The following is a 13,057-nucleotide window of genomic DNA, read 5'->3' as shown; positions in this document are numbered from 1 at the left end:
AGGGGAATATGCGCAAAATCGTTGCTGCTTTGGTCGCCACGACCGTTCTTGCCGGCGCCGTTCAGGCTGCCGAGGTTTATCCGCTTGATCGTGCTACGATCCTGACCGGTTCGCCGTTCGATTTCAAAGTCGAGTTCGCTTCCGTCGTGAAGCCGGAAGACGTCAAGGTCACCGTCAATGGCCAGGATTACAAGGCTGCTCTCGGCAAGGACGCAGAATTCGTCGCCGAGGAAAAGAACAAGGACAAGGTGCTCGGTTCGGCCGTCATCCTGCGCGGCGTCACGCTCGCCAATGCCGGTGACTACAAGGTCGAAGTTTCGGCCGGTGCCGAAACGAAGAACGTCACCTGGACCGTTTACGGCACGCCTGCCCAGGCGAAGGCAAAGAACGTCATCTTCATGCTCGGCGATGGTCTGTCGGTCGCCCACCGCACCGCCGCCCGCATCATGTCCAAGGGCATGACCGAGGGCAAGGCCAATGGCCGTCTCAACATGGACGACGTGCCGCCGGTCGCGTTCATCGGCACCTCCGCCACCGACGCCGTCGCCACCGACAGCGCCAACACCATGTCGGCCTACATGACCGGTCACAAGACCGCCGTGAACGCCATCGGCGTTTATGCCGACCGCACGCCGGCCTCGCTCGACGATCCGAAGGTGGAAACGCTGGCCGAAGCGCTGCGCCGCCAGACCAAGAAATCGATCGGCATCGTCACCACCGCCGAAGTGCAGGATGCGACGCCGGCCGCCGTCGTTGCCCACACCCGCAAGCGTGGCGACAAGGCCGAAATCAACGGCATGCTGTTCGACGTGAAGCCGGATGTTCTTCTTGGCGGCGGTTCCGCTTATTTCCTGCCGCAGGCCACGGCCGGCTCCAAGCGCAAGGATGACAAGGACTATATCGCCCTGTTCAAGGAAGCCGGATACTCGCTGGCGACCAGCAAGGCGGAACTCGCAACGGCTGCCGGCACCAATACCGGCAAGATCCTCGGCCTGTTCCACACTGGTAACATGGACGCTGTGCTCGATCGCGAGTTCCTGAAGAAGGGCACCACCGCCAAATTCCCGGACCAGCCTGGTCTCGTCGACATGACCAAGGTGGCACTCGACAACCTGTCGAAGAACCCGGAAGGTTTCTTCCTGATGGTTGAAGCAGCCAGCATCGACAAGATGTCGCACCCGCTCGATTGGGACCGCGCCATCTTCGAAACGATTGAATTCGACAAGACCATCGGCATTGCCCGCGAATTTGCGGCGAAAAACCCCGATACGCTGATCATCGTCACTGGCGACCACACGCACGGCGTTTCCATCATCGGCACCGTCGATGACAACAAACCCGGCACCGAAATGCGCGAAAAGGTCGGCACCTATGCCGAAGCCGGTTTCCCGAACTACGAAGACAAGGACGGCGACGGTTATCCGGATAAGGTCGACGTTTCCCGTCGCCTGTTCCTGAACGCCAATAACGGTCCTGACCATTACGAAACCTTCCGTCCGAAGCTCGATGGACCGTTCACGCCGGCCGTTCAGAACGAAAAGAAGGAATATGTCGCCAACGAGCAGTACAAGGATGTTCCCGGTGCCGTGCTCGTTACCGGCATCATCCCGAAGAGCTCGGACAGCGGTGTCCACGCGGTTGACGACGTCGTGCTGCAGGCCGAAGGCCCCGGTGCAGAAGGCTTCCGTGGCTACATGGAACAGAGCGACGTCTACAAGGGTCTTGCCGAAGCTTTCGCACTCGGCGCGAAGCAGACCAACTAAGATATGAACCGGGCAGGGGCGCGCCGTCATGGCGTGCCCTTGCCGTCACTTCCGGTCTTGTATTGCCCGTCGAAAGCAGCTGGCGATGAAAGACCTTTCGAACAGGAGAATGGTCATGGGCAAGCCTGATCAGGCGCGGTTCAACCGCCGCCAGACATTGGGTCTCATTGCCGGTCTGCCGCTACTGGCCGCCGGTACGCGCGCGCAGGCGACAAGCGATCTCACCTTTGGCGAACTCTACGGCAAGGTCAGCGTCCTCGGGCTAGAATTTTCCGAGAAGGTCAAGCAGCTGAATGGCAAGGAAATCGCCATGCGCGGTTTCATGGCACCGCCGCTGAAGGCCGAAGCGCAATTTTTCGTGCTGACCGAAATACCCATGTCGATCTGCCCGTTCTGCTCCACGGATGCCGACTGGCCGGACAATATCGTCGTTGTTTATCTCGGCGAGAAACAGACCTTTACCCAGCCCGGCCAGACGATAGAAGTGCGCGGCACGCTGGAAACGGGCTCGTGGACCGATCCCGAGACCGGTTTCGTCAGCTTGTTGCGCATTCGCCAGGCGGAATACGCGACGGTTTGAGATCATGCTTTCCCTGAAAATAGATCATCTTGCCGTCTCCTTTCCGGGGCTTGCGACGCCGGTCCTCGTTCTCGACCATCTGCACATCGCCGCCGGCAGCCGCGTTGCGCTGACGGGCGGTTCCGGCTCGGGCAAGAGCACCCTTATCAACATTATCGCCGGTCTTGAGCGCGTGCAGGCCGGCAGCGTCGTCTGGGGCGAGCAGAATATCGCTGACCTGTCGGAGGGGCGTCGCGACCGCTGGCGGGCCGCCAATATCGGCCTCGTCATGCAGGAATTTCATCTGTTTCCCGGCCTGTCCGCTCTGGATAATATCCTGCTGCCCGCCCGCCTGTCGCGTGTGGCGGATGCGGACCTCACGAAACGTGCCGAATCCCTGTTTGCGACCGTCGGCCTCAAACGCCCCGGGCAGCACGTCGAAACCATGTCCCGCGGTGAAATGCAACGTGTCGCCATTGCACGGGCCTTGCTGCGCAGCCCCGGCGTCATCATCGCTGACGAGCCGACCGCAAGCCTCGATCTCGAAAGCGGCGAGGCCGTCGGCGACCTGCTTCTATCGGTCGCCGCCTGCACCGGCAGCACGCTGATCGTCGCCAGCCACGACCAGCATCTGATCGGTCGTCTACACCGCCGTCTGACCCTCAGCGGCGGCCGCATCGTTGCGGATAGCGAGCGCAAGGAGATCGCGGCATGATCGGTTTCATCCTCGCCGATTTGCGTCGCCTGTGGCTGGGTGGGGCCGTTGTGGTTCTGCTCGTCGCGCTGGCCACGGCGCTAGGTGTGGCGGTCACGCTGCAGGAACGATCGCTGCGTCTCGGCAGTGCTCGCGCCGCCGATAAATTCGATCTCGTCATCGGCGCGGCCGGCAGCGAAACCCAGTTGATTCTTTCATCCATCTTTTTGCAGGCAGCGCCCCTGCCGCTCGTGGATGGCGCCGTTCTCACCAGGCTTGCTGCCGATCCACGCGTTGCCTGGGCCGCGCCGGTGGGGTTCGGCGATTCCTTTGCCGGTTACCCCATTGTCGGCACGACGACGAGCCTCGTCAGCAATACGACGCCGGGTTTTGCCGAGGGCAAAATGTTTGCTCTGGAAGGTGAGGCCGTGCTTGGGGCCGCCGTCAATCTCTCCGTCGGCGCTGAGATCAAGCCGATGCATGGCAGCGCCGAGACCGGCGGCCACACCCATACTGAGATCGCCTATACGGTTGTCGGCAGATTGCAGCCGACCGGCACGCCCTGGGATCGCGCCATTCTCGTGCCAATCCAGGCCGTCTGGCACGTTCATGGTCTCGGTACGGAGCATGAGCAAGGCCTTGGTGAGGGCGATGCGGATGCGCATGCCGGCGAACATCAACATGCGGACGGTCACGATCACGCCCGTGAAGATGGTGAACATCACGGCGGTATCGATCCCGATGCGCCGATCGTCGAAAGCTTTGGCGACGACCTGCCCGGCCTGCCGGCCATTCTCGTCAAGCCGAGAACCATCGCTGATGCCTATCGCCTGCGGCAGGAATATCGCAGCGGCAATACGCTCGGCGTATTTCCGGGCGAGGTGCTGACCGGCCTATATGCGACTCTTGGCGACGCCAAGACGGTGTTGAGCGCGGTTGCCGCCGGTTCGCAAGGGCTTGTGGCGGCGGCGCTGATGCTGGTCACAGTCATTCATGTCGGGCAACGGCGTCGGCAGATCGGCGCGTTGCGGGCATTCGGAGCGCCCCGTGCCTCTGTCTTCGCCATCGTCTGGCTGGAGCTCTTCTTTCTCGTGGCCCTTGGCGTCGGCATCGGTTTTCTGCTGGGATTGGGAGCCGCCCATATTGGTGCTCAGCTCTTCACCGCAAAAAGCGGTGTGATCCTGCCTGTTGGCTTCACCGGAGAGGATCTGCGTCTTGCGTTCTTCCTCATGGGCTTTGCCGCTGTGCTGGCGGCGATACCGGCGCTGCTCGCCTATCGCCAGTCTCCCGCTGCCGCACTTCGTGCGTGAGACAACGATACTGGCGTGTCTCAACGCCACAGGTAGATCGCGCTACGTGCACAATTGCTGCCGATACCGCGCGATTCCATGCAGCGAATTGCTGGCAGGCGCGGCCGACAAGCCGTGTGGGAATGTAATGCCGTACCGTACCGGCAGGCGAATCATGCCCTCTGTCCCGCTCCCGAAAGACCATTGCATCCCGCCAGTGATGAGAAATCGCAGGCGTCTCGATACAGTTTTTCCGTCGCGAAGAAAAACCGGCCGATCCGGCGGATTTCTATTTACTTTTGCCGAAGTTGCACGCCATCACGCTTACTGAATTCGCTGCCAGGCGTATCGCAAACCACGGAGGATGAGATGAAGGCACTGGTGCTGGAAGAAAAAGGCAAGCTCTCGCTCAGGGATTTCGACATTCCCGGAGGCGCCGGGTACGGTGAACTCGGACCGAAGGATGTGCGCATCCGCACCCATACGGTCGGCATCTGCGGCTCGGACGTTCATTATTACACCCATGGCAAGATCGGCCACTTCGTCGTCAACGCGCCCATGGTGCTCGGCCATGAAGCCTCCGGTACGGTGATCGAAACCGGTTCCGACGTCACCCATCTGAAGGCCGGTGACCGTGTCTGCATGGAGCCGGGTATTCCCGATGCCACATCGCGGGCCTCTAAGCTCGGTATCTATAATGTTGATCCCGCTGTGCGCTTCTGGGCGACGCCGCCGATCCATGGTTGCCTGACGCCTGAGGTCATCCACCCCGCGGCCTTCACCTACAAGCTGCCAGACAATGTGTCCTTTGCCGAAGGCGCGATGGTCGAACCCTTCGCCATTGGCATGCAGGCGGCGCTCAGGGCGCGCATCCAGCCCGGCGATATCGCCGTCGTCACAGGCGCCGGTCCGATCGGCATGATGGTGGCGCTGGCAGCACTCGCCGGCGGTTGCGCCAAGGTCATCGTTGCCGATCTCGCCCAGCCGAAGCTCGATATCATCGCCGCTTATGACGGCATCGAGACTGTCAACATACGCGAGCGCAACCTCGCCGAAGCGGTTTCGGCCGCAACGGATGGCTGGGGCTGCGATATCGTCTTCGAATGCTCAGGTGCTGCGCCCGCCGTGCTCGGCGTGGCGAAACTGGCGCGGCCGGGTGGCGCCATCGTGCTCGTTGGCATGCCGGTCGATCCGGTTCCGGTCGATATTGTCGGCCTGCAGGCAAAGGAGCTGCGGGTGGAAACGGTTTTCCGTTACGCCAATGTCTATGACCGCGCCGTAGCGCTCATCGCCTCCGGCAAGGTCGACCTCAAGCCATTGATTTCGGCGACGATTCCCTTTGAAGACAGCATCGCCGGCTTCGACCGTGCGGTGGAAGCGCGGGAAACGGATGTTAAACTGCAGATCGTGATGCCGCAGTAACGGACGAAGCCTGCTGCTGATGATTGAGCGGCAGATACATTGCGGAAAAGTATGAGTGCGGCCTGCTGGCATCCGGCAGGCCGTACGTCAAAATTTCACCTGAAATCGCTTCCGGTTGCGCATTGTCTGGGCGCATCACGGCAAATTGAGCGCAAAAATTGGCGCCATCGCCGCCTTTATAGTCATCCCTGTCGGGCGACTCTCCAATTCCTGACAAAAAAGAGTCAAAAAAGTATCGGCAATTTCTCCGGCGTGATGTGGATGCAGGGATGCCGCACGCCATATGCTCCTCATCAACGCCTGGGACGAGCCATAAAGAGGAAATGGCTCTCTCCGCAAATGCGGCGGACGCGACTGATGGGAGGAACCATGATGCAGCCCGATCTGGAACTGGTGCACATCCGCAAGGGCGAATCCTTCGCTGCCTGGCGGCATGGCTATCCGTTCCGCACCGTGCGCTGGCATTACCATCCCGAATATGAAATCCATCTGGTCGTCGCCACCTCAGGCACGTTTTATATCGGTGATTTCGTCGGTCGCTTCAGCCCCGGTCAGCTCATCATGACCGGTCCCAATCTCCCCCAGAACTGGATCAGCGAGATCGAGCCGGACGAGATCGTGCCGACACGCTCTCTCGTGATCCAGTTTCCGGAGAGCTTTATCGAAGATGCCTGCACCTCCATGGCCGAGATGGATGTGGTGCGGGCACTGCTGGATCGCAGCCGCCGCGGTATTCTGTTCGACGAGGAAACGAGCGACCGGGTTCGCCCGCTGGTGCTTCGTCTGATCGAGGCGCAGGGGCTGACGCGTCTGGCGCTTTTCTGGGAAATTCTCGATCTGCTGGTCAATGCGCCGTCTTCAGAAGTGCTGGCGAGCCTGAGCTACGAGCTTGATCTGACCGGCATTGGCGATAGCGGCATCAACCGCGCCCTATCACATCTGCGCCAGCATCTGACGGAACAGGTCGAGGAAATCGATCTTGCCGACATGGTGGGCCAGAGCCCGAGCGCCTTTTCCCGCGCCTTCAAGCGTCATACGGGAACGACGCTGGTGCGCTATCGCAATCAATTACGCATCGATCTCGCCTGCCAGATGCTCTTGGCGGATCAGGACGTGAAGGTGGCGGAGGTCTGCTACGATGTGGGCTTTTCCAACCTTTCGAATTTCAACCGGCATTTCCTGAAACTGAAGGGAATGTCGCCGTCGAGGTTCCGGACCATTTTCGCAGCCCAGAAGGCAGCGGTCATGGCGGATTAAACCAGCGACACATCGCCGATTTTTACCAATTCGGGCAGAGGGCTGTCCGGAAACGGGCACTTGTTGCCCCAACTTTCCAAACGGGAGGAATAGTGAGATGAAAATGAAATCCAAGTTTCTGATGGCAACAGCTGCAATCGCAATGATGGCTGCTCCGGCGCTGGCGCAGGAAAAGCTGAAGATCGGCATGACCTTCCAGGAACTCAACAACCCTTATTTCGTGTCGATGCAGGAAGCGCTGAAGGAAGCCGCCGCAAGCATCGGTGCTGACGTTGTCGTGACCGATGCCGGTCACGATGTCGCAAAGCAGATTTCCGACGTTGAAGACATGCTTCAGCAGAAGATCGACATCCTGCTTCTGAACCCGACGGACAGCGCCGGCATCGAAGCTGCCGTGCACGCTGCCAAGGCTGCCGGCGTGATTGTCGTTGCTGTTGACGCCAACGCAAACGGCCCGGTCGACACCTTCGTCGGCTCGAAGAACCGTGACGCGGGCTACAAGTCGTGCAAACATCTCGGTGACGCGCTCGGCGGCAAGGGTGAAGTCGCAATCCTCGACGGTATCCCGGTCGTGCCGATCCTTCAGCGCGTTGAAGGCTGCAAGGCGGCTCTCGCAGAATTCGCCGACATCAAGCTGGTCGATACGCAGAACGGCCGTCAGGACCGCTCCGTTGCTCTCGGCGTCGTTGAAAACATGATCCAGTCGCGTCCGAACCTCGCCGGTATCTTCTCGGTGAATGACGGCGGTGCGATGGGTGCACTCGCTGCTATTCAGGGTTCCGGTAAGGACATCAAGCTGACCTCGGTAGACGGCGCTCCGGAAGCAGTGAAGGCGATTGCTGAGGGTGGTCCTTTCATCGAAACCACCGCGCAGTTCCCGCGTGACCAGGTCCGTGTCGGCCTTGCCATGGCGCTTGCCCAGAAGTGGGGCGCACGCGTGGTGCCGAAGGAAGTCCCGATCGACGTTATGGTCGTCGACAGCAAAAACGCCGGCGAGTTCAGCTGGTAAGAACTCCTCCCAGGCCCCGTCCCTATCTAGTATGGGGGCGGGGTTAAATCCCGACCATTGAGGAGGGTGACATGCTGGAACTGAATGGAATAAGAAAAAGCTTTGGCAAGATCGAAGTCCTGCGCGGCGTCGACCTTGAGGCGCGCGCCGGCGAGGTGCATGCGCTTCTGGGCGAAAACGGTGCCGGCAAGTCGACTTTGATGAAGATCCTGTGCGGCATTTTGCAGCCATCGGATGGGACGATCCGCATTGACGGCAAGGATCGCCGCTTCTCCAATTATGACGAGGCGATTGCCGCGGGCGTCGGCATCGTGTTTCAGGAATTCAGCCTGATCCCCTATCTCAATGCCGTTGAAAACATGTTTCTTGCCCGCGAGATCCGCGGGCCATTTCGCCTTTTGAACAAGGGCGCCATGCGCAAGCGCGCGGCCGAAATCATGGGCCGGCTGGCCGTGGATGTGCCGCTCGACGTGCCGGTGCACCGCCTGTCGGTTGCCCAGCAGCAGTTCGTCGAAATCGCCAAGGCATTGTCGCTGGATGCCCGCATCCTCGTGCTCGACGAGCCGACCGCGACGCTGACGCCCTCCGAGACAGAACACCTGTTCAATGTCATGCGCGAGCTGCGCCGTCAGGGCGTGGCGATCATTTTCATTTCGCATCACCTCGAAGAAATATTCGAGATTTGCGACCGCATCACCGTTCTTCGCGATGGCGAGTTGATCGGCTCCTGCCTGACGTCGGAGGTCGACAACGACCGTCTGGTGGAGATGATGGTCGGCCGGCGCATCGAAGCCAGCTTCCCGCCCAAGCCGCAGCTCGATCCTTCTGCCGCAAAGGTGATCGAAGTCGAAGAACTGCAATTGAAGAAGGGCGGCCCCGTCTCACGCTTTGCGCTGCGGAAGGGCGAAATTCTCGGCTTTGCCGGGCTTGTCGGCTCGGGCCGCACGGAAACGGTTCTCGCCATGCTGGGCGCGCATTCCGCCTCGCGCCGCAAGATCAAGGTCGACGGCGTGGACACGCGTTTTTCCGGGCCTGATGAAGCGCTGATGCGCGGCATTGGCTTGCTTCCGGAAAGCCGCAAGGAGGAGGGGTTGATCACCAGCTTCTCCATCCTGCAGAATATTTCGCTGAATAATTACCGCAAATACCGCAAGGCCCACTGGTTCCTCGATCTCAAGAAGGAACTGGAGCACACGACAAAGGCCATGGCGCAGGTGCAGGTGAAGGCGCAGGGGCCTTATGCCCGCGTCGACACGCTATCGGGCGGCAACCAGCAGAAGATCGTCATCGCCCGCTGGCTGAACCATGACATGCGCGTGCTGATCTTCGACGAGCCGACACGCGGCATCGATGTCGGCGCGAAGGCGGAAATCTACTCGCTGATGCGCGAATTCGCTGCCAAGGGATACTCGATCATCATGATCTCCTCGGAGCTGCCGGAAGTGATCGGCATGTCCGACAGGGTCTGCGTCTTCCGCTCCGGCGGCATCGTCGCCACGGTCGAGGGCGAAGATATCAATTCAGAAACAATAATGACAAACGCCACCACCGGGAGAGTTGAACATGTCGCTTGATGCAAACACCGGCGTTGCCGCGAAAACGGGCGGTTTTAGTCTCGGCAACCTGCTGCGTTCGCCGCTCGCCCTGCCTCTGGCGGGCCTGATTGTCGTATCGATCCTGATGGGGCTTGCGAGCGACAATTTCTTCAGCGTCAACAATATTATGAACGTGCTGCGGCAGGTTTCCGTCGTCGGCATTCTCGCTGTCGGCATGACCTTCGTCATCCTCACCGGCGGCATCGATCTTTCGGTCGGTGCGGTCATGGCGCTTGTCGGCACACTGTCGGCCGGGCTTATGGTGAATACCGGCCTGTCTCCCGCGGTTGCCTTGCCGGCCGGCCTGTTCATCGGTCTCGGCATCGGCATCTTCAACGGCGCGCTCGTCGCCTGGGGCAAGATGCCGGCCATCATCGTCACGCTCGCCACCATGGGCATGGCACGTGGCCTCGGCCTCATCTATTCCGGCGGTTATCCGGTCAGCGGCATTCCGAGCTGGATTTCCTGGTTCGGCGTCGGTCGCGTCGGTGTCGTTCCCGTACCGGTCATCATCATGGTGGTGATTTATGCCATTGCCTGGGTGCTGTTGCAGCGCACGGCTTTTGGCCGCCACGTTTATGCACTCGGTGGCAACGAACTTGCCGCCCGCCTTTCGGGTGTAAAGACCCAGCGTGTCAAACTTGCCGTCTACGGCATTTCGGGTGTCACCGCAGCACTTGCCGCCCTCATTCTCACCGGCCGCCTGATGAGTGGCCAGCCCAATGCCGGCGTCGGCTTCGAACTGGATGCCATCGCAGCGGTCGTTCTCGGCGGCACGGCGATTGCAGGGGGCAGGGGTCTCATCCTCGGCACGCTGATTGGCGCAGTGCTGCTCGGCATTCTCAATAACGGCCTCAACCTGATGGGCATCAACCCCTATCTGCAGGATGTCATCAAGGGCGGCATCATTCTGCTGGCCATCTATATCGGGCGCGAATGGCGCTGAGCCGGCCCGGAAATATCTTCATAAACGCAGGAGAATTAAATGTCTGAATCGCTGCAAGGCAAGATCGCGGTCATCACCGGTGCCGCATCCGGCATCGGGCTTGCCACAACGGAAGCGCTTTTGGAACAGGGCGCAACCGTGGTCATGGTCGACTGGAACGAGAAAGCCTTGAATGATCTGGCCGCCAAGCTTGGTGACCGCGCCATTTCGCAGGTGACGAACCTGCTCGATGCCGACAGCTGCAATGCCATGATCCCGGAAATCCTCGGGAAGGTCGATCATATCGACATCCTCTATTGCAATGCCGGCACCTATATCGGCGGTGAGCTGACCGAAACGACGCCTGAAGCCATCGACAAGATGCTGAACCTCAACGTCAACGCCGTGATGAAGAATGTGCAGGCCGTCGTGCCGCACATGTCGGAGCGCAAGACGGGTGATATCATCGTCACCTGCTCGATCGCCGGTCATTTCCCGACCTATTGGGAGCCGGTCTATTCGGGCTCGAAATGGGCGATCACCAGCTTCGTGCAGGGCATGCGCCGCCAGATGATCCCGCACGGCGTGCGCGTGGCGCAGGTCTCTCCCGGCCCGGTCGTCTCCGCACTTCTGGCGGACTGGCCGGAGGAAAACCTCCGCAAGGCCAAGGAATCGGGCAGCCTCATCGATGCAAGCGAAGTGGCCGATGCCGTTATCTACATGCTGACGCGCAAGCGCACCGTCACCATCCGCGACATGCTGGTCTTGCCGACCAACTTCGACCGCGTCTAAGACTTCAGGAGCGGCGGGAAAATCTAAAACGGTCCCGCCGCTTCAACCAGTTCAAGCACCGGATGATCCGCTCCGAGGAGTATCGCAAATGGCTTCCTATCTTGTTGGCGTCGATGTCGGGACAGGCTCGGCGCGGGCCGGTGTCTTCGATGTCGCGGGCAAGCTTCTGGCTACCGCCAAGCGCCCGATCAGCATGCACCGCGAGGATGGCGGCATTGCCGAACAATCGAGCGGTGAGGTGTGGCAGGCGGTTTGCGACAGCGTGCGCGAAAGCGTTTCCCGCGCCGGCATTAATCCGGCCGAAGTTGCCGGCATCGGTTTTGACGCGACCTGCTCGCTGGTTGTTCGCGGGCCTGATGATGAGACCCTGCCGGTCGGCGCTGCCGATCATCCCGAACGCGATATCGTCGTCTGGATGGATCACCGCGCCGTCGAACAGGCGGAGCGCATCAATGCTGGAGAGCATGCCGTCCTGAAATATGTTGGCGGCCGCATCTCTCCCGAAATGCAGACGCCGAAGCTGTTGTGGCTCAGCGAAAACCGGCCGGATATCTATGCCCGTGCCGAACACTTCTTCGACCTGACGGATTTTCTGACCTGGAAGGCTTCCGGCGCGCTTGATCGCTCCGCATGCACGGTCACCTGCAAATGGACCTATCTCGCCCATGAAAACCGCTGGGATGCGGAATATTTCACCAAGATCGGGCTTGCTGATCTGGCCGAGCAGGGCTTTCGCCGCATCGGTGAAAACGTCGTCGATCCCGGCACGGCGCTGGGTGCAGGCCTGACGGAAGACGCGGCAAAAGCCATGGGGCTGGTTGCGGGCACCGCCGTTGCCGCAGGCCTGATCGATGCCCATGCCGGCGGTGTCGGCACGGTTGCTGCCGGTGGCGATGCCTCGCGATGCCTCGGTTATGTCTTCGGCACATCGTCCTGCACCATGACCACCACCACCGAACCCGCCTTCGTGCCGGGTGTCTGGGGTCCCTATTATTCCGCCATGGTTCCAGGTGCATGGCTCAATGAAGGCGGACAGTCCGCCGCCGGCGCGGCGATCGACTACCTCGTGCAATTGCACCCGGCCTTTGCCGAGGCGAAGGCGCTTGCCGGGAAGGAAGGCAAAGCCTTGCCGGTTTGGCTTGCCGACCGCGCGCTCAGACTTGCCGCAGCCGCTTCCGCCGCAGCTGAGATCGCCGAGGATTTTCATGTGGTGCCGGAGTTTCTCGGTAACCGTGCTCCCTTTGCCGATCCCCATGCCCGCGCGGTCATTGCCGGTTATGGCATGGAGACGGGTGTGGATTCGCTCGTCGCGCTCTACGTCGCGGGGCTTCTCGGCCTCGGTTACGGGCTTCGCCAGATCATCGAAACGCAGGCCCGCAACGGCGCACCGGTGGAAACCATCAGTGTCAGCGGTGGGGCCGGCGCTCATCCGCTTGCCCGGCAGTTGCTGGCCGATGCGACTGGCCTCCCGGTCGAACTCACCGAATGCGAAGAGCCGGTGCTTCTCGGATCTGCGATGCTTGGCGCGGTTGCCGCCGGAACCTATCCGGACCTGATGGCGGCGATGCCCGCCATGTCGCGGATCGCCAGCTGTGCTTCGCCTGATCCTGCTTTTCAAAAGGTTCATCAGTCGCGGTACGACGCATTTCTGGCCCTGCAAAATGCGGCGCGCGCCATTCGATCCGCCAGCCATTCCTGAGCCGCGTTACAAGTTTAGATCATCCGGCCGTATTGGCCGCAAAATAACGAGGA

The 13,057-nt window shown here is 60.8% G+C and carries 12 protein-coding genes; 11 read left to right on the top strand and 1 reads right to left on the bottom strand.

All coding sequences use genetic code 11. From position 1 onward, the window contains the following. The first annotated feature begins 8 nt into the window (after positions 1-8). From O8B93_RS05750 to O8B93_RS05730, 5 genes are all read left to right on the top strand, one after another. Positions 9-1,763 (top strand): alkaline phosphatase, encoded by a 1,755-nt coding sequence (locus O8B93_RS05750; RefSeq protein ID WP_269708868.1) that lies wholly within the window; start codon positions 9-11, stop codon positions 1,761-1,763. 115 nt (positions 1,764-1,878) lie between these two features. Continuing rightward, entirely contained in the window at positions 1,879-2,343 is a 465-nt protein-coding gene (locus O8B93_RS05745) for a hypothetical protein (RefSeq protein ID WP_269708867.1), read from the top strand. Between the two features lie 4 nt (positions 2,344-2,347). Next, complete coding sequence (locus tag O8B93_RS05740; RefSeq protein ID WP_269708866.1) at positions 2,348-3,037, top strand: ABC transporter ATP-binding protein; 690 nt, start codon at positions 2,348-2,350, stop codon at positions 3,035-3,037. Further along, positions 3,034-4,326 (top strand): ABC transporter permease, encoded by a 1,293-nt coding sequence (locus O8B93_RS05735; protein WP_269708865.1) that lies wholly within the window; start codon positions 3,034-3,036, stop codon positions 4,324-4,326. Before O8B93_RS05740 ends, O8B93_RS05735 begins: the two co-directional genes overlap by 4 nt. Positions 4,327-4,674: 348 nt before the next feature. Then, positions 4,675-5,727: an NAD(P)-dependent alcohol dehydrogenase gene (locus O8B93_RS05730; RefSeq protein ID WP_269708864.1), complete on the top strand. Its 1,053-nt coding sequence runs from the start codon at positions 4,675-4,677 to the stop codon at positions 5,725-5,727. Here the strand turns inward: O8B93_RS05730 and O8B93_RS05725 are convergent. Beyond that, on the bottom strand, positions 5,699-6,010 hold the full coding sequence (locus tag O8B93_RS05725) for a hypothetical protein (protein WP_269708863.1): 312 nt from the start codon (positions 6,008-6,010) through the stop codon (positions 5,699-5,701). The genes O8B93_RS05730 and O8B93_RS05725 overlap by 29 nt on opposite strands. 89 nt (positions 6,011-6,099) lie before the next feature. Here O8B93_RS05725 and O8B93_RS05720 point away from each other — a divergent pair, with 89 nt between their 5' ends. The 6 genes from O8B93_RS05720 to O8B93_RS05695 all read left to right on the top strand — a co-directional run bounded on the left by O8B93_RS05720 (position 6,100) and on the right by O8B93_RS05695 (position 13,004). After that, a complete protein-coding gene (locus O8B93_RS05720) occupies positions 6,100-6,984 on the top strand; it encodes a helix-turn-helix domain-containing protein (RefSeq protein WP_269709030.1) in 885 nt (294 codons plus the stop codon). A 97-nt stretch (positions 6,985-7,081) separates the two neighbouring features. Continuing rightward, positions 7,082-7,993 (top strand): ABC transporter substrate-binding protein, encoded by a 912-nt coding sequence (locus tag O8B93_RS05715; RefSeq protein ID WP_080820364.1) that lies wholly within the window; start codon positions 7,082-7,084, stop codon positions 7,991-7,993. Between the two features lie 71 nt (positions 7,994-8,064). Further along, positions 8,065-9,567 (top strand): sugar ABC transporter ATP-binding protein, encoded by a 1,503-nt coding sequence (locus O8B93_RS05710; protein ID WP_269708862.1) that lies wholly within the window; start codon positions 8,065-8,067, stop codon positions 9,565-9,567. After that, positions 9,557-10,534, top strand: a complete 978-nt coding sequence (locus tag O8B93_RS05705; RefSeq protein WP_269708861.1) for an ABC transporter permease — start codon at positions 9,557-9,559, stop codon at positions 10,532-10,534. Before O8B93_RS05710 ends, O8B93_RS05705 begins: the two co-directional genes overlap by 11 nt. Before the next feature lie 39 nt (positions 10,535-10,573). Further along, on the top strand, positions 10,574-11,305 hold the full coding sequence (locus O8B93_RS05700) for an SDR family oxidoreductase (RefSeq protein WP_269708860.1): 732 nt from the start codon (positions 10,574-10,576) through the stop codon (positions 11,303-11,305). 88 nt (positions 11,306-11,393) lie between these two features. After that, entirely contained in the window at positions 11,394-13,004 is a 1,611-nt protein-coding gene (locus tag O8B93_RS05695) for an FGGY-family carbohydrate kinase (RefSeq protein WP_269708859.1), read from the top strand. The last annotated feature ends 53 nt before the right edge of the window (positions 13,005-13,057 follow it).

The sequence above is a fragment of the Martinezella rhizogenes genome, from assembly GCF_027460065.1.
Lineage (GTDB): Bacteria > Pseudomonadota > Alphaproteobacteria > Rhizobiales > Rhizobiaceae > Agrobacterium > Agrobacterium rhizogenes_C.
The sequence above is the reverse complement of the archived record's forward strand: the minus strand, read 5'-3'. Positions and strand labels throughout refer to the sequence as shown.